The 18341-nt window shown below is 49.3% G+C and carries 14 protein-coding genes and 1 pseudogene; 3 read left to right on the top strand and 12 right to left on the bottom strand.

Going from position 1 to position 18341, the window contains the following annotated elements; translation table 11 throughout:
* Positions 1-368: 368 nt before the first annotated feature.
* The 5 genes and pseudogenes from AC4E8D_RS07715 to AC4E8D_RS07695 form a co-directional block, all read right to left on the bottom strand.
* Positions 369-2411, bottom strand: a complete 2043-nt coding sequence (locus AC4E8D_RS07715) for a B12-binding domain-containing radical SAM protein (protein WP_490206026.1) — start codon at positions 2409-2411, stop codon at positions 369-371.
* Positions 2412-3045: 634 nt separating this feature from the next.
* Complete coding sequence (gene recQ / locus AC4E8D_RS07710) at positions 3046-4926, bottom strand: DNA helicase RecQ (RefSeq protein WP_490206025.1); 1881 nt, start codon at positions 4924-4926, stop codon at positions 3046-3048.
* Positions 4927-5272: 346 nt separating this feature from the next.
* A pseudogene (locus tag AC4E8D_RS07705) lies at positions 5273-5401 on the bottom strand (Rpn family recombination-promoting nuclease/putative transposase); the annotation flags it as partial.
* On the bottom strand, positions 5398-7149 hold the full coding sequence (locus tag AC4E8D_RS07700) for an ABC transporter ATP-binding protein (RefSeq protein WP_490206479.1): 1752 nt from the start codon (positions 7147-7149) through the stop codon (positions 5398-5400). The gene AC4E8D_RS07700 and the pseudogene AC4E8D_RS07705, both read right to left, overlap by 4 nt.
* Before the next feature lie 187 nt (positions 7150-7336).
* Positions 7337-9157 carry an ABC transporter ATP-binding protein gene (locus AC4E8D_RS07695; protein WP_490206024.1) on the bottom strand — a complete coding sequence of 607 codons (1821 nt, stop codon included), beginning with the start codon at positions 9155-9157 and terminating at the stop codon, positions 7337-7339.
* Positions 9158-9271: 114 nt separating this feature from the next.
* Here AC4E8D_RS07695 and AC4E8D_RS07690 point away from each other — a divergent pair, with 114 nt between their 5' ends.
* The gene (locus AC4E8D_RS07690; protein WP_221822509.1) at positions 9272-10165 is read left to right on the top strand and encodes an AraC family transcriptional regulator; all 894 of its coding nucleotides are present in this window, start codon (positions 9272-9274) and stop codon (positions 10163-10165) included.
* 23 nt (positions 10166-10188) lie between these two features.
* Complete coding sequence (locus AC4E8D_RS07685) at positions 10189-10713, top strand: DUF5412 family protein (RefSeq protein ID WP_339183058.1); 525 nt, start codon at positions 10189-10191, stop codon at positions 10711-10713.
* A 352-nt stretch (positions 10714-11065) separates the two neighbouring features.
* On the opposite strand, the gene AC4E8D_RS07680 is transcribed toward AC4E8D_RS07685, so the two are convergent.
* The 6 genes from AC4E8D_RS07680 to AC4E8D_RS07655 form a co-directional block, all read right to left on the bottom strand.
* Entirely contained in the window at positions 11066-11290 is a 225-nt protein-coding gene (locus tag AC4E8D_RS07680) for a hypothetical protein (RefSeq protein WP_490206023.1), read from the bottom strand.
* A gap of 171 nt (positions 11291-11461) precedes the next feature.
* Positions 11462-12592 (bottom strand): glycosyltransferase, encoded by a 1131-nt coding sequence (locus tag AC4E8D_RS07675; RefSeq protein WP_339183054.1) that lies wholly within the window; start codon positions 12590-12592, stop codon positions 11462-11464.
* A gap of 164 nt (positions 12593-12756) precedes the next feature.
* The gene (locus AC4E8D_RS07670; protein WP_339183052.1) at positions 12757-13503 is read right to left on the bottom strand and encodes a class I SAM-dependent methyltransferase; all 747 of its coding nucleotides are present in this window, start codon (positions 13501-13503) and stop codon (positions 12757-12759) included.
* A complete protein-coding gene (locus tag AC4E8D_RS07665; RefSeq protein ID WP_339183050.1) occupies positions 13490-14893 on the bottom strand; it encodes a nucleotide sugar dehydrogenase in 1404 nt (467 codons plus the stop codon). The genes AC4E8D_RS07670 and AC4E8D_RS07665 overlap by 14 nt, the downstream gene beginning before the upstream one ends.
* 75 nt (positions 14894-14968) lie before the next feature.
* Complete coding sequence (locus AC4E8D_RS07660; RefSeq protein ID WP_339183048.1) at positions 14969-15958, bottom strand: polysaccharide biosynthesis protein; 990 nt, start codon at positions 15956-15958, stop codon at positions 14969-14971.
* Between the two features lie 18 nt (positions 15959-15976).
* Positions 15977-16666: a glycosyltransferase gene (locus tag AC4E8D_RS07655; protein ID WP_490206022.1), complete on the bottom strand. Its 690-nt coding sequence runs from the start codon at positions 16664-16666 to the stop codon at positions 15977-15979.
* A gap of 311 nt (positions 16667-16977) precedes the next feature.
* Between AC4E8D_RS07655 and AC4E8D_RS07650 the strand changes: the two genes are divergently transcribed.
* Entirely contained in the window at positions 16978-17688 is a 711-nt protein-coding gene (locus AC4E8D_RS07650) for a GT-D fold domain-containing glycosyltransferase (protein WP_221819277.1), read from the top strand.
* Between the two features lie 217 nt (positions 17689-17905).
* Here AC4E8D_RS07650 and AC4E8D_RS07645 read toward each other — a convergent pair whose 3' ends face one another.
* Entirely contained in the window at positions 17906-18313 is a 408-nt protein-coding gene (locus tag AC4E8D_RS07645) for a hypothetical protein (protein ID WP_091015180.1), read from the bottom strand.
* Positions 18314-18341 lie beyond the last annotated feature (28 nt).

Genomic DNA, 18341 nt, shown 5'->3' with positions numbered 1-18341 from the left:
CTATAGGTGTCATCCATTTTTAAGTTCCATTGGTATCTGGCGTGACCTTGAAAACAAAAATGGAAGGCCCTTCTTCATCCCATAGAGAATTAGACGACCTTCCGATGCTTTCGAAACATATGATTTTTTAAAAGGTGGAGCGGAGCGAGGCTTGTGCAATGGCAAGCCGCGTAAGGGTGAGGTGCTGCGCCCAATGGGGCAGCACCTCACGGGAAGGCACCGCGTCCATAACCGCGGTGCTCGCCGTTGTACGCATCACGAGCGCATAGCCGTGATGCGTACAAAAAGCGCCACGACCGTTAAGCCGTGGCGCTTCTCCCGCTGCATGCCGCCAACCGGCCATGCAGCTAACCCCAAAGCCGCTGCATCTACATGGCAGCGGCTTCTTCTCCCAGCGGCAGCGTATAATACTGCGCCTGCTGCCCTTCATGCTGCTGGTACACAACGACCAGCAGCGTCCGGCCTTTCGCGGCAAGCGGGCTGGCGCCAGCTAGCACACGCTCAAGCCGGAACGGAAGCACATCCAATACGGTGTGCTTCTGCAGTTCCTTTTCGCCGAGACCAAGGTCGGCGAAAGCACGGGCACCCATGACCGTCTGTGCGGTCATGGCTGAGGTCATCGGCAACGCACGCGAAGCGTTGCCGTCTTCCCCGTCCGCCGCTCCATCCGCGGCGGACCCTGTTGCGTCGCCCGAAGTGAGCGACGCTGCAACCCCGGCTTCGCTGCCGATTACACCCGCCGCATCTGCGGCAGAGTCTTCCTCGGCAGCAGCCGAACTTGCCCCAGCGGCACTCGGACCCGTGCCGCTGCTTTCGAGCCATGCCGTGCCTGCGGCGCCGGCAACACGTGGCAGACGAACGTCTTCCGGACGTTCAGCCAACGTTTTCATATAACCCGCCCACTGGTCTTTCTGGAGCGGATCTTCCCACCAGATTTTGCGCGGTTTGTATTTGTGGCCGAGGAAATAGTCGAGCTTCATCAGGCCGAGCACGATATCCATATGCGGCGTGTTCCGCGACTCCAGGAAGCTGTGCAGACGAGTGAACAGATCCTCCAATTGGTGACCGATCTTCTGCCACCCCTGACCCTCCCAATAATCCCCGAACGCCTGGAAGAAATCAAATGGCGAGTTGAACTCCTGCTCCATCAGATACTTCAGCGTATGATCCATCCGGTGTGCGTTCCAGTATTTCTCCAGCACATCCTCCAGCCGCTTCAGGCGTACAATGTCACTGAACGGTAGCACGTCACTACCCAGGATCTCATAAGGCGCGTGATCCATGTATGTGTAGTTGTACTTCTCCGCATCCAGACGCAGACCCGTACCACGCAGCATTTTAAGGAATCCGAGCTGAAGCTCTTCTGGCCCTAGGGCAAACACATCGTTAAACGTCTTGCGGAACGTATTGTAATCTTCCTCCGGCAGTCCGGCAATGAGATCCAGATGCTGGTCGATTTTGCCGCTGGCTTTGACCTTATTCACCGTTCGGCTCAGCTTGGTAAAGTTCTGGCGGCGTTTCACCAGTTCATTCGTTGGATCGTTCGTGGACTGAACCCCGATCTCGAACCGGAATGTGCCCGGTGGCGCATTCTCTGCCAGATAATCCAGTACTTCAGGACGCATAATATCCGCCGTAATTTCAAACTGAAATACCGTCCCCTGATGATTCTCGATCAGGAATTTGAACATTTCGAGCGCATAATCCCGCTTGATGTTGAACGTCCGGTCCACGAACTTGATCAGCTTCGCACCCTTCTCAATCAGATACAGAATGTCCGACTTCGTCCGCTCAATATCGTAATACCGCACGCCAACCTCGATACTGGACAGACAGAACTGACAACTGAACGGACAGCCCCGACTGGTCTCAAAATAAACAACCCGTTTCCCCAGCTCCGGGATATCCTCATCAAAACGATGCGGTGACGGCAGATCGTTCAGATCCGCCTTTGGCCGTCCTGGCATGAGAATGACCTCTTCCCCTTTGCGATACGCCAGTCCATAGACAAAGTGGAACTTCTTGCTTCCTTCCAGCTCCATCAAAAGCTGATGCAGCGTCTCTTCCCCTTCACCCATCACGATGAAATCAACATTGGGAATCTGGTTCATCCAATATTCCGTGTCATAGGACACTTCCGGCCCGCCTAGCAGAATTTTCACGTCAGGCATAACCTTTTTCAGATTATCAATGACCTTGATCGTCTCTTCAATGTTCCAGATGTAACACGAGAACCCAATCACGTCCGCCCCACGCTGGTACAGATCAGATACAATGTTCATCACCGGGTCCTTAATCGTATACTCCGCCAGGTCAATATCAAAATCCTTCTCACTGTACGCCTTCAGACACCGCAAGGCCAAGGAGGTATGGATGTACTTTGCATTTAATGTAGAAAGAATAACCTTCATGGTTCACAACCTTTGCCTGGACACCCAGACCATATTTTTTTTGGTAAAAAGAAAGCTGCACAGCCATCCTGCCCCGGATGCTGTTCATCTAAACCTCTTTTGAACTCGCCATTCCATGTCTCATGGACATATCCAACTTTTGTCTTTCAAAGAGTGGACACTCTTTTCAAAAAGACATATACACCTCGATAAACCCAAACCACAACATACAGTATAAAAAAACGCACATCGAACCTACATATTGTATAAGATGCGGTCAGCCATTCCTAACGCCAATGTCCACCCTTTGAAAGACAATTCGCCACCATTTGTCCACTCTACAGAGACACGACAACCAACTTCAAACTCACTTCAATCTGTAAAATACCTCATTCGCATTCCATCCAAAATTCGATATCCACATATTACTGTCTTGAGCTTTGAAGCTTGAGACTCTAGCGTCGAACCTGTGCCAAACACTTTTCCCGTATCATGGATAAATCATCGACTTGCACGAAGCATATATATCAACTTTTAATCAATTAAGCTTTACGCGTCATGAACTTCAAAGACCTGAAAGCGCGAACGTAACAACAATCCTCACTTCATCCCAACCAGCCAAACGCGCTCATAATTGATCATAACTCACTCATACCTACTCATACTCGTAAAAAGCATCGTCATCCGTATCCACTTCTTCGCCCGATTGCTTCTGGAAAAACTCCAGGAACGGTAGTCCGTACTTGCGGTACTTGACCTCACCGACCCCTTTGATATCCAGCATGTCACGTTCTGTCTGTGGACATACCACACTCATCTCACGCAGGGTCGCATCATTGAAGATAATGTACGATGGTACATGCTCTTTCGCCGCCAGATCACGCCGGATTAGGCGAAGCTGTTCAAATACCGTCTCATTAACCGCAGATGGCATCGCATCGCGTCCGCGACGTCCACCATAGTTCGTACCCGAAGCCGTTGCTGCTGTCTTGCGGACAACACGCTGCATCACTTCACGCTGGCCTTTGAGCACTTCCACCGCTAGTGGTTGCAGACGTACAACTGGATACTGTCCCTCAGACAGCATCAGATACCCTTCGGATACCATCACGTTGATGATCTCCGATATCTCACGCTCTGTCCGATTACCCATCACGCCGTAGGTTGGCAGAGAGTTGAAGCCATAATCAAGCACTTTTTTGGCACGGGAGCCTTTGAGTACCGAAGCGACCAGCGATACACCATACCGTTCACGCATGCGATGAATGCAGCTGAATATTTTCTGTGCATCAATCGTCATGTCTACCAGCTCGCGGTCGTCCGTACAGGAACTGCACGTACCGCAAGGTGTATCGTCATGCACCTCACCGAAATAATCCAGCTGCGAACTGCGCAGACAACGCGTCGTGTAACAGTAATCCACCATCTGTTGCAGCTTCCGGTAATCGTTCTGTTTCCGGTCGCCGTCCATCGGATTCTGCTCAATCAGGAACTTCTGGGTGATAATGTCCTGTGCCCCGAATAACAGAATACACTGGCTTGGCTCTCCATCCCGGCCTGCACGTCCGGCTTCCTGAACGTATGCCTCCATATTTTTCGGCATGCTGTTATGAATAACGTAACGCACGTTCGACTTATCAATCCCCATCCCAAACGCATTGGTCGCCACCATCACTCGGATATCATCGTACAAAAAAGCTTCCTGGCTCTGGGACCGTTCATCGTCCGTCATGCCGGCATGGTAGCGTCCTGCGGGCAATCCCGCTTGCAACAAACGCTGATGCAGATCGTCCACGTCCTTACGAGTCGCGGCGTACACAATGCCCGGCTCGCTGGCATGCTCGCGCGCATAATTCAGGACAAAATCCTTCTTGCTCTCGCCACGCAGCACGCTAAACGCCAGATTATCCCGCCCAAGTCCGGTCACATATGTCTGCGGGTCCTGCAAACGCAGCAACCGCAGAATATCACCCATGACCTCGGGCGTCGCTGTAGCCGTAAAGGCCGCAACCACCGGCCGCTCCGGCAAACTATCCACAAACGGCGCTACCGCCAGGTAGCTTGTCCGAAAATCATGTCCCCACTGTGACACACAGTGGGCCTCATCCACGGCAACGCAAGAGATCGGCAAATAGCCCATCTCCTCGCGGAACCAATCCAGCTCCAGTCGCTCAGGCGCGACATAGAGCAACTTCAGCTCACCGCGCTGCGCCGCGCGGATGCGATCATTCACTTCTTTGCCGCTAAGTGTACTATTAATATACGCGGCAGCAATTCCGGCGGTCGTCAACGCATCGACCTGGTCCTTCATCAATGAGATCAACGGGGAGACAACAAGTGTCAGACCCGAATATAACAGAGCGGGGATCTGATAACAGATCGACTTACCGCCCCCGGTTGGCATAATACCCAACGTATCTTCACGTTCGAGCAGGCTGGCTACGATCTTTTTCTGTCCCTCACGGAAGTCGGGGTAGCCATAATATTTTTGCAGGAGACCCTGCGCTTCTTCTAATGTAGGTGTTTGCACACTCATGTAAAGACTCCTTACTTATCACCGGTGTTTTTCCACCAGCTTGGTCCGATCCGATTCTGACATCCGAAAGCGGCTCATATGCCGCATCCTTGACAACAAAATGGCGTTCTCATGACTTGTCCGTCAAGCAAACGCCGCTCCCTTTAGTTTAACGGTCCAGCTCCGAATGAGCAACCGCGTTTTACTGTAAAACGTTTGAAGCCCCTTCATCAAAATAAAACAACCGTCCTGCCCTAGTTGGACAAAACGATTGCATTCATTTCAACATACAATAAGAGCTTAATTAACAACTAGTTTGTACTGTATACGCTCCTAGCCTTTCAATGACTGTATCTCAGACTCAGTTAGCCCATTCAATCATAGAAGCTTCGTCATGCAAATATTTCTGCCGCTCTTCATACAAACGACGTGCTTCCCGATCCTGACTCAAGAACTCCAGCGTATCCATTACTTTCTTAACCCCAGATTCATTCATGTTGTATCACCACCTCTTGCATTCATACGATAATACAATCCTTTTCTCTGCATCAGTTGTTCATGCGTTCCATCTTCGGCAATTCGGCCATGTTCCATCACAAGGATGCGAGAGCACTGACGAGCAACCTCCATGCGATGTGTGACGAGCAATCCTATGCTGTCTTTCATAAAGTTCAACAAGTGATTCATCACCTTCTGTTCTGTCTGAATATCCAGTGATGACGTTGGTTCGTCCAGAATATATAGATCGGATGACCTCATAAAGAGTCTGGCAAGCGACAGTCGCTGTTGTTGGCCTCCAGATAGATTGGCTCCTTTCTCATGCAACATTGCTGCGTATTGTCCTTCCTGTGCCTCTATATATTCATGCAAACCTGCCTGCTTTGCCGCAAGCTTCACTCTGTCCAATGTAACGTCTGAACTCAGACGAATATTATCTTCAATCGTTCCTGTAAAAAAAGTAGGTGTCTGCGGCATATACGTGAGTCTGGACTGGTCATCCATCTCTATATAATCTGCAACATGTTTATCCCCCAGCAATACGCTTCCGTTTGTTGGCTCGATCAGCCCTGCACACACTTGGCACATTGTAGATTTGCCAGCACCGCTGGCGCCAACTACCGCAACCAGTTCACCAGGAACCAGATTAAGCGTAATTTGATCCAGAATGTTCCGACCACTGTCTTCATCGGTTAATGTAACCTGTTGAAGACGTAGCATAGCAATTTCTTTCTCTTTATGTGCCCCTTTTTGTGTACTCCCTTGATCTTGGTTACACATTCCCTGTGCAAGCTCCTCTTGCTTAGTATTGGATGCGTATCTCTTCTTGTTCTCCGCCAATTTCAACCATGCAGAGATACGTCCAAATGCACCCACGCTGGCTTGCATCTGACTCCACTGGCTGGACAAGCCAAGTACTGGCCACACCACCAGTTCAAACAGCAGACTACTTGCAACAACCATGCCCGGAGACAAAGTTCCCCTAGCCGCTGACAAAGCAATAAGGAACAACGCTGCCAATTGAGCCAAACCAAACACCGCCATCGCCACGTTATCCGACATACTCAGGGTCATCTGCAACTTAGCCTGAACACGATTCAGTGATTGCTGTTGTGTCCGAAAACGAGCGAGAAACCACGGTGAAGCATTATACATCTGAATCACCGGTATCCCTTCAACATACTGTTGGATCTGTTCTTGGGACTCGCCTTCCCTGGATTCGACCTCATCGGACAGATGTACAATTCGCTGATCATACAACCTCGCCGTGAACCAGATTGCCCCTGCACTTACCAAGGCAATAACCGCAACCCATGCATCTGCTCTGTACAAGTATCCCAGCGATAGAGCAATGATGAACACAACCGTAACACCCTCTGCAATAGCCTCTACAACTTCTGCACCATGCTTGGTGTCTTCCTTGATGCGAAGCATCACATCCCCGGACTTCTGTCTGCGCACCCAGGAATAAGGCATCCGGTTTAACAGTTTCAACAGATCCATGGACATATCCCGTTGCATCGATTCCTTGAGCCATACCAGCACATAACGATGCATCGCGAGTAAAACGATAAACCCTGACAGAATGGCGATAAAGATCATCGCCGTAGCGTTTAACTGCTCCTGTCCCCCATCATGAATAGCATCCACGAAGAATCCCTGTACAAAGGCAAGTCCCCAATCAAAGACCGCATCTGCTGCGATAAAAATGAGCAAGATCGCTACAGCTAATCCATAAGGCTTCATCCAGCGAAAAATAACGGGCCATACCGTTGCCAATGATACAGCTTGTTTTGGGTCATCTGGAACATCACTTTCGTTCATCTGATGATGAGCTTCATTTTCATTATTTTCATTTATCTCATAAGCTCCGCTTTTCTCATGACTGCTTTTCATTTCAACGTCATCGGTATATGCTGCATCTTCGATCTTGTTACTCATGCTGTCCCTCCACTTCCGTATCCTGCTCCGCAATATAACTTCGATATCCGTTTGGACGATCCAGCAATTCACGATGAGTCCCCGTATCTTCGACGCGTCCCTGCTGAATATAGATGACCTGATCCGCCCGTTCTATCAGCGATAATCGATGAGTAACTGCAATAACCGTTGTGCCTTTGTCAGCAGTGATTCGGGCAAAGAGATCATTCAATCGCTGCTCATGCCACGGGTCTTGGGATGACGTCGGTTCATCCAACAATAGAATATCCGGGTTCCTCAGCAGCGCTCTGGCTAGACTAATACGCTGAAGCTCACCACCCGACATCGTCCCGCCTTGCGGCTGAAGCTCTGTCCCATAGCCGAGCGATTGACGCATAATCGCGTCATGTGCATGCGTCATATGGGCCGCAACCTTTACTTGATCGGCAGATATCCCCTCTTGTCCAAAAACAATATTCTCTTCCACTGTACCTGTGAAAATAAAGGCTTGTTGCGGAACATATACCTGATTGACATGCGCTGTCTGAACTTTGTGCATATCCTTCAGTGAATTCTTCTGATTCATGACCTGGATCGAACCAGTAACAGGTGTATCTAATCCGGCTATTAATTTCAATAACGTGGTTTTCCCGCATCCACTTGGCCCTGTGATTACAGTAAGCCTTCCTTTCTTGGCCTCAAAAGAAATATCTGTTAACACTTCTTCTTGCTCCGCATACCTATAAGACACATGCTGCACGTTAATGCCAGCCAGTTTAGATTGTTTTTCAATTTCACCTGAACCCGGTTCGGATCGTACATATGTATTTGTACCGGTATTAGCAACCGTGTTCTTTCTCTCCAAATCCAGCACCTCAAAGATTCTGGATGCATGAGAAGCCGAACCAATAAAATCATTCCACAGCCCAGATAACGATTCAATCGGACGTGTTAACTGACTGCTTGCTACCAGAAAAGCTGCCAGTCCGCCTACATCCATATGTCCATTCAGGACCTGCATGCCGCCTAGATAGAGAATCAGAATCATGCCACCATACGTTGAGACCCGTCCGGCTACTTCCGAAAGTCGTTGTAACACAGATACGGACATCGTATGTCTGAACACCTGATCCATTCGATCTTTAAAATGATGGTGTACATAACCCGCCAGTCCGTAACTTCGGATCTCAACTGGGGCTTGGATGATTTCAGTCAGTATCTCATCTCTTGACGCTGCGCTGGCATTCAACTGATCATGCTGTCTTTGTAGACGTTTACCAAGTCCTACCGTTACAAGAGGATAGATCAATGTGAATGCAGTGATAGCCAACGACAGCGGCAAGTTCACCCAGCTGAAGTAAGCAAAGGCAAGAATCAGCTGAATGATATTTTTCGCGAGTTCAATGCCATGTTGGTTGATCCCCTTCTGTGCTTCCTTGGCTGAAGTCCAGACCCTAGAGGTTAGGTCACCTGTATGATAATGTGCCAGATCACGTGTCTCTGTGTTGCTAAAGGATGAGAGCAGTAGAGACTGCACAGACAATAATGTCTTTTGCTGGAATAACGTCTCGACCCTCGTCATGAATGCGGTTACAATCAATCGTAATACTACAATGCTAACGCCTATGATCAACCCTGAGTAGAGTAACGAAAACTGTCCTTCAGTCGCGCCTTTGACCAGTCTTCGAATCGATTCCAAATAACCGACCTCAATCAGTGAGACCATACAGGCAGCGAAAAGTAACAGAATGATGAACATACGGTACTTGCCCGTTAGTGTCCATAATCGAGTTAACATGCCTAACGTTGTATAAGTTCTTTTGTCAGCAAACATGGATGGTTTCTCCAATCTTGTCATTAAATTATGTACTTGGTTATGATATCATCGGTGATAAGGAAAAAATGAACATTTATTGCTGTAAGTACTATTAGAAGTAGGGAGATTGATATGCAACACGATCTGTTAGACACACTGGATAAGCTATTTGACTACATAGAAGACCATATTCAAGACAAATTAACGCTGGATCATCTGGCATCTGTGACTCATATATCCAAATTCCACCTGCATCGCATGTTCAAACATGTAAGCGGACAATTGCCTGGAGAATACATTCGTTCACGCAAATTGGCACGCAGCCTGGAGCAATTGGTGAATCTGAACTGGAAGATTATCGATATCAGCGGACATTACGCTTTTGAACATGAACAATCCTACATCCGTGCTTTCAAACAAGCCTTCGGCATTACACCCCTGCAGTATCGCAAACAGGGAGCTGGAAACCTTGAATTCACAGCCCGCATGACTTCGTCCATGATCACAACGCTTCCATATGGATATATTTTCAAACCAACGTATGTACGAAAACCGGCTATGAAACTCATTGGGCAACGGTCCCACATTCGGTATGCAGATAACGAAGAGCACTATGAAGCCAATTCAGCAGGCAACGACTTTTTTGAAAAACACTTTCATTCGATTCCTAACGTGTTGCAACCCAACGTATATATCGGATTTACCAATGAAATTAACGAGGATTACAGTACATATCAGCCGTCTGTAGAGGTCACCAGTCTGGATCATATTCCTGAAGAACTGGACGGAATTGAGGTCCCGGCCAACCAGTATGCCGTATTCAAATTCGTCTGTGATTTCCATCCAAGTCTGATCCATATTGATCATTTGGACAGTGTCTGGACATTTATCGATGAATATTGGCAGAGCCATTCGGGGTACGAGAAGAGTGATCCATACTATTTTGAAAGAATTGACGGCAGTCTGGCTCAAGACCACTACGGAGAGTTGGACATTTATATTCCTGCAAAGCAAATATCACTGTAAGCTGCAATTGGAGGATCAACCTTATGGACTCAAATACTCAAGCTAATTCAAGTTCATCCCATACAGATTCTCGCAAACCTTGGATACGTAGACACCCTATTCTCACTACATTTACATTGTTGATTCTTGTACTGTTTGCCGCTGTATTCCTGTATTTCTGGCTCCGTCCTTACTTCTCCACGTTTGACCGTTCTGAGAAAGGAGAATTAAGCTATTCCATGCCTTCACGTAATGGTGACTATACTGCCGAAATTTACGGTGTACCTTACGGTGGTGCGGCAGGCGGCGTTACAATCTGGGTCGATGTAAAGAAGACAAATGCACCTGAGGGTGCCACGGTAAAAACAATCTTTCGTGCCAAGCACCACGGAAATAACCATCTCGAATGGGAAAGTGAAAACACACTCCGGATTGAAAACTGGAATGAATATACGGATGAGACCATCACCCTCAACATCGATGACGAAATATATGATGGATGGGGCTGGGCATGCAAGAGCTTACGGCTGAAAGAACAGTATGTGCGATGCTTGGCACCTGAAAAGTAAAACAACTTAGCAGCTAATATGATGGCCTTGAACACTCGACGGCTCATCTTGATGAGTAATCCTCACTGCACCGCATTGTCAAAAGTCCCAACGCTCTGTATGCCTTGTGAAAATTTCACCAAATGCTACTTTCATTACACCATGGCAGGAGATATACGCGGCACGATAAGCATTAAAAGCCCCACTCACCGACTCTTTCGGTTGAGCGGGGCTGCTCTTGTTCTGCAAGTTATCGTTTATCAACTTATGCTTCATTGTGGTCTGCATAAGCTCAGTCACTACCAACTTCGTAGCTATCGGACTTTAAACATATGGCAGCATCATAATTTATCTATTATATCTATTCTACCTCTTAATCCTCTTCTGCTTCTGCTTCTGCTTCTGCTTCTGCTTCTGCTTCTGCTTCTGCTTCTGCTTCTGCTTCTGCTTCTGCTTCTGCTTCTGCTTCTGCTTCTGCTTCTGCTTCTGCTTCTGCTTCTGCTTCTGCTTCTGCTTCTGCTTCTGCTTCTGCTTCTGCTTCTGCTTCTGCTTCTGCTTCTGCTTCTGCTTCTGCTTCTGCTTCTGCTTCTGCTCGCAATTGTGCCTTACACTCTATTTCCAATCAACCCTTATTTTCACTGATCCATCCTATCGCATCCTACCAGCAACGGATTAGTTTCTTTGTTATTTCACTTCTATTTCAATCTATTTTCTCTATCTCTACTCCCACTGCAAACTCTTCTGTCCTCATCTGTCCCAGTTCATCTCCCTACTTATGCGGTGACACTTCACCACGTTCTTCCCGCTCCTTCATCTCTTTGCGTACCACAACTTCGAGCTTCTGCCGATTCGCAAGCAATCCGGGATCGTTGGGCAAGTACTCACGGGCTTTGGTGTTATGCAGCAATGCCTGCTCCCAGTTGCCCAGATGAGCATAACAAAGGGATAAACGGGCATGTGGCAGCCATGTACGGCAAGCCATAGGCACCGGGCGCAGACCCGGATCGCGGCTGCTCACGTCCACCGCCTGCATATACCAGTAGATCGCCGAGACGGGTTCCTGCCGTTCATGGAAACAGGCCGCAATAGCGCAGCAGAAATCGGCATGTGGCAGATCATACTGGAACGACTGCAGCAATGCTCCGAGCTTACGGCCCGGCTCACCCAGTCGTTCATAACATTCCGCCAGCCGCGCGCAGGCAATCAGGCGATCCTCGCGGTATCCGCTTGGCTGCTCCAGCAGCTTCGTGTACCCGCGTGCCGCCGCCGCATAACGCTGGCGGTCATAACATTCGCCTGCATAATAAAACAGCAGGCGGCCTTGTGCTACGCCCTCTTCGGCGATCCATTTGCGCAGAATGCGCACATTTCGCGCTGAATGATGTCCCGCTTCGCGGCGATGCGTGACGGCAATGTCTGCCGTAATGACCTCGCCCCGCGGAAAGCTAAGCTGCTCGTGCAGCCGGCCATGCCAGCGGCACCCGGCATCCCGCTTGACCAGGCGAAGGCGTCGGTCCGTCACAAGTGGACTCCCCTCCGCTCCCTCGGCCAGCGTGTAGTTCAAGATCACAGCTTCCGTCTCCCCCCCGGACGGAAGCTGCTGCTTCAACACCTCCAGCTTCGCCCGTTCCGCGGGCAGCAGCACATCATCCGCATCCATCCACAGGATATACTCCTGCGTGGCCTTGGTGAATGACTCATTCCGCGCTGCGGCAAAGTCTTCCTTCCATTCATACGTGTAGACCTGGTTGGTATACTGCGCAGCGATGTCCATCGTGCGATCCGATGAACCGGTATCCACAATGATGATCTCGTCCGCGATGCCGGCAACCGAGTCCAGACAGCGCGCCAGCATGCGTTCCTCGTTCTTCACAATCATACACAGACTGATGGTGATCACGTTTTGAGCCCCTTCCTGTCGTACGCGTATTGCAATATGTCGATCATGCAAGTTCCCCTATTTTCTAATTAACTCAAGTACATAGTTCCGGTGTACCTGCAGTAATTTTAATCTCTCAGGCACATGCCTTCTTATATCCTATCCTGTTACAATCGTATCCCATGTTACACTTCTCCACTCTCCTGACGGCGAAGCCGTTTCACCTGCTCCACCGCACTGTCCAGTGCCTTCTTGCGCTGCTTCATTACGCGGAGGTGCTGATGTTCCACCTCGGCAAAATGGACATGATCCAGTTCCATCCACTCCATCAATTGATCCAAAGTCGGCGACATATGCAGTTGTGTACTCCGCCGTTTGCGGGCCACGCAACATAGATATTTATGATGAACTTCAAGTTTCAAGACTTCAAAATACGGCATCAGGGTCATCGCCAGGCTTCCTGCATAGAAGGTCTGCTTGTGGTCATAGAACGGATGATATCCATACGGTACGGTCACAACCAGCGTCCCATCCTCTTGCAGCAGCCGATGAATCTGGACCAACAACGTCTCCGGATGAGCAAAATGTTCCAGTACTTCTCCAAGCAGCACAGTATCAAAGGTCGTCCGTACTTTCCATTGCGTAATATCCAGCATTCGAAAATCCACATTGTTCCTAACTGGCCTAGACTCTTTGGCAAGCTCAGCTTGCGCATATCGGACACTTTCTTCTTCCAAATCAATGCCAGTGACACGAAATCCTTCACGTGCCAGTAGAATGGACGTAATGCCCTGACTGCACCCGACATCCAGGATGCGTTTGCCTGTCGCCGCACGACACATCCAGTGGATACGTGTTCTCGTCGCTTCATGAGAATCCTCCGAATTGATCTCGCCGTAATAGCGTTCACTCACCCGGTCATGATTCGCCATAGGTTTCTCCCGTGTTTCCTCGCCGTACAGGCTGACCCAGCACCACAATATTTCCCCCGTGGCATCCGGCCGTTGCATTGCGTGTATCAAAAATCAGCTTTGCATGATCCGCCATCTCCTGATAATCGAATGCCGAATGATCCGTGGTGATGATCACCAGATCAGCTCCTGTCCACAATTCCGGTACAGCAGGCCGAGACTGGAGCATCGTACCGTCATCCTTCCGGAAGACAGGCACCATTGGATCGGTGAAAACCACATCTGCGCCCGCTACGCTCAGCAGCCGAAAAACGTCCAATGCTGGCGATTCGCGCAAGTCGTCAATATCTTTTTTATAAGCCATACCCGCCAGTACAACACGTGCTCCCCGCACAGATACACCATTCTGCTTCAGCAGCTCCGAGGCACGCTTCACTACTCTCTCTGGCATTTGCCGATTGGTTGCATCCGCCAGCTGGATGAATTGCAGCTCCGATCCCTGACGGTTTGCTGCCCAGGACAGATAGATCGGATCGATTGGGATACAATGTCCGCCGATACCGGGACCGGGATAGAAGGGCATATAACCAAACGGCTTGGTTGCCGCCGCATTCAGTACTTCCCAGATGTTTACACCCATCTGTTCACAGGCCGGGGTCAACTCATTCACGAGTGCAATATTGACACTACGAAATGTATTTTCGAACAATTTTGCCGTCTCCGCTACCGTTGTTGAACTAACCGGAACAACTTCGTTGAGGAATGAGCCGTAGAACTGTTTACCATAATTCAGACAAGCGGGTGTCGAACCACCAATAATCTTCGGGGTATTTTTCACACCATAATGAACACTGCCCGGATCTACCCGCTCCGGAGAATAACAGACGTAGAACTGTTCTCCAGCTCGCCAGCCGTTTGCCACTTCAATCGGTTGTTTCACGCGTTCTTCCGTTGTGCCCGGATAGGTCGTGCTTTCCAATATAACCAGGCTGCCTTCCTGCAAATACGGAGTCATGCCATCCACCGCGGCCGAGATATACGAGATATCCGGTTGATGATCGGCAGTCAGCGGAGTGGGCACACAGATCACGATGACATTCGCCTGTCTCACCGCTGCATAATCGGTGCTTGCCGTGAATAATCCAGCCTGCATAAGCGACTGCACAACATCATCTTCTATACCTATGACATACGAATTCCCGGCGTTCAGCTTAGCTACCTTGGAAGTATCGATGTCAATCCCGTGGACTTGATAACCGGCCTGTGCTATCTCTACAGCCATGGGTAAACCCACATAGCCTAGACCAATGACAACAGCTTTTAGGGAGCGGTCATTAATATGTTGTATAAGGTTACGTTGCTGTAACTCTTCATTACCTTCGTGCTGGTTGTGCTGATGATTTTCTTCCATACCTACCACCTCCAAACGCTCCGCCTCCCCTCGGTGGGCGTGTCTGAAAACTCCGAGCGAGTTTTGAGACACACCCTAATCGATATAGCCACCTGCACGCAAAAACCGGGCAATCGCTGGTTTGTTCATCATGGCACTGTCCGAGCGATACTCGGAGAAGTTCACACGTGGCAGACTGCTGTACTGATCCGTCAGGCTCTTGTCCTTGTGCTCCGGCAGGATGACATAATACTGCGCATCGTATTGGTACGTACGCGGCGCTTCAAAGGGCGAGATCAACACTTCATGCAATTTCTCGCCTGGACGTATTCCCGTCACCTTATAATCGAAGGATGGACGACCTGCCTGTTCCAACATGACGGATGCAAGTTCCGTCATCTTGCAAGCTTTCATTTTCATCACAAAAGTCTCTCCGCCCACGGCCGCCTCAGCCGCCTTAAGCAGTAAATGTATAGCTTCGGTACGCGTCAGGAAAAAACGGGTCATGCCTTTGTCCGTAATGGTCGGGCTTTTGCCTTCATCGATCTGACGCCGGAACAACGGCACAACACTGCCACTGGTTCCAAGCACATTGCCCCCGCGGATGCAGACAAACCGGGTACCTTCACTTAGCCAGTTGGCACGGATCATCATTTTTTCACCCAAAGCCTTGGTCATGCCATATACGTTAATCGGATCTACCGCCTTATCGGTGGACACATCGATGACTTTGGCAACCTGCATGCGTATCGCAGCCCGAATAATATTCTGCGTCCCGATTACATTGGTCTTGAACGCTTCATCAGGTTGGTCCTCGCAGACCGGAACGTGCTTCAGCGCAGCCAGATGGAAGAGCACATTCACACCTCTGCATGCATCTTCCACTGCCCGATAATCGCGGATATCCCCAATGATGAATCGCAGACGCGGATCATGGTTGAACTCTCGCTGCATCGCAATCTGGGCGTATTCATTACGTGACAGAAGGCGAATCTCAGCCGGGTCCTGCTCCAGCAGTACCTCAGTCAGCTTTTGACCCCAGGAGCCCGTTCCTCCAGTGATCAGAATCGTTTGTCCTTGAATCATGGATGAATCCCTCCCTGATCAGATCATGAATTCGCGTAGTACCTGTGCCATCTCATCCCGGCTTAACCGGTCTTTGGGCGGTACCTTTTTGGTTGAAGTATTGCTCGAATGTACGATGTTGACATAATTGCGCGGAGCAAGCAGTTCGTGCGGAAGTTCAATGACATTGCCATGTGTACCTCTGCCCGGAAGCTTGACCCGGTATCCTGCTGCGTATTCGGCTGTTTTATATAAGTAGACATAGAACTGTGGAGAACGGTGAAACGCTGGGGCCATCTCGTTATTCACACTGTCCCACAGATATCCGTTCTGGTTAATCAATGCCATCGTCTGCTGCTGTGGTTGAATATCGTAGAGCTGTTGAACAAAGGTTTTATGGTATAAATCATCCGAATCCAGACGGGCAATATAGAGTTGCTCCGAACCATTGGCAAACTCCAAAATGGCACGCACACTCTCGATATTGGTTCCAAAACGAATATTGGAAGGAAGCGGCTCCTGACCCGCCAAAATCTCCTGCATTAATTCCCCGGATTCCTTGGACAACTTCACCACTGTGAGGAAATCCTGATTTGTCTGCGCCTTCAGGCAATGCAATGTGAACGTGCGGAAGATGCTCATCCGACGTTCCAGCCATTCCCGCGTCAATCGCTGCGGGTCCATCCCGTAATTGTTGAAGTTAATCTCAATCACAACTTTCCTGGACATAACATTCCTCCTCATGAACGCTGCAAGTTCCGTTTGTCGGATACAGACTGTTTTCATAGTTTTGATGCTGTCTTCCTACGAAGACCATCTTCTATCTATCTGATTGCTTACAAGCCACATCTCGCTTGTGAATCCAGCACTCTATATCGTATGAAACGTTGATAGAAGCGGTACCGACAGATGTACTAACTTTCATATAAATAGATTGATATACAACCGAAGATGACGCCCTTTGGGTCGAACGTACATATCGTTACGGTATTCGCAACATAGAATAGAACAGTTCAATTTTCAAAGGAGGCAACCCATCAATGAATTCGATCTATCTTGAAATGGAAGGTGTGCTTGATCAGCTCGAAGCGGCACTTCTGGAACACCGACCGCTGTCTCTTGTACGAGTCGGTGATGGCGAGAATATCGTCATGTCTCAAGAAACCGTATGGCCTACGGAACAAGTCCTTCAGGAGCGTTGGGCCAAGAAAGCCAACTTAGGGCAAAAGGGACTTCGTCTTCCCAACCCGAAACTACGGGATGAAGTCGCCGCTTCCTTGCAACGTGCCGATATCGTCGGCATTCTTCCTCGTGGTGACAGCACCATCAATGCTCCCGATTATCTCAAAAGACCCCTGACCGACATGGTATTTGCACACTTTGGCATCTCTCCTCCACTGACTTGTCATGCCTGTGTTAATCGGGAACTGGCGCAGAACCCGCGTTTCTGGCAGATGCTTGCAGGCAAGCGTGTGTTACTCGTTACTCGTGAGATTGAGGCACTGCGTGTCATGCTCGAACGTGATCCGTATAATCTGAACATTGTGACTGCCCTGCCTTTCGACAGCTATGAGCAAATGGATGAAACGCTGCACTGGATTCAGAATAATCAACATACCTTCGATGTCGCTCTCTTCTCCTGTGGCGTCAATGCGGTTATCCTTGCGGAGCGAACAGCTGCACTCGCAGGCAAAGTTGCCATCGATTTTGGCAAAGCCAACAACATCATTCTGAAAGGCCGTGCCAACTGATCATGGACAGTTCCAAACTTTAGATTCGTGAGTTGTATTTGAAACGTGCAGATGCTTGTACGGCAAAAACCCCCGACTTCTTAAGCCGGGGGTTTCTTGCTGGCGCTAGTCGAAACCTATCACTGCATTGTCTTGCGTTTCTGGGGTATGAAGCGAACTCTGCCGTCAACGGAAGTGATCACGAAGCACTCTGCCTGTATTATTTCGCCTTTCACTACTAACCGGTGGCTGCAATACCGTATAACATCTCCGGCCCAGTTCTTACTGCTGTGGACACCCCCGAGATGAACGAAGTATACACACTTTCCAATGCTGGTGGTGCAGCTAGATCCTGAGCTGTGAACGAATGAAATTCGGCACCTCCGTTCTGTCCAATCGTACCTTCAGCACGGTAGATGATATAGAAAGGATCATATAAAAAACCCCGCACAAGCTCCACAACAAAGGTATCTCCCAGTTCTCCCGTAACACCTACTGTCCCGTTCAACGTAATAATGGGATTCACCACGCCCTGCGTCTGCAGACCAATGGTGCCGAAAGCTGTCGGGGATTCTGACAGTGACAAACCGGGCTGTCCTACGGTTGCCGAGTTCATCGAAGTTCTCATATCGAGAAACACGCCCATGAGTAACACCTCCAATGCTATGGGATAC

The organism is Paenibacillus sp. SRL342 (assembly GCF_984798905.1).
Note: the sequence above shows the minus strand (reverse complement) of the source record. Positions and strands in the feature narration are given on the sequence as shown.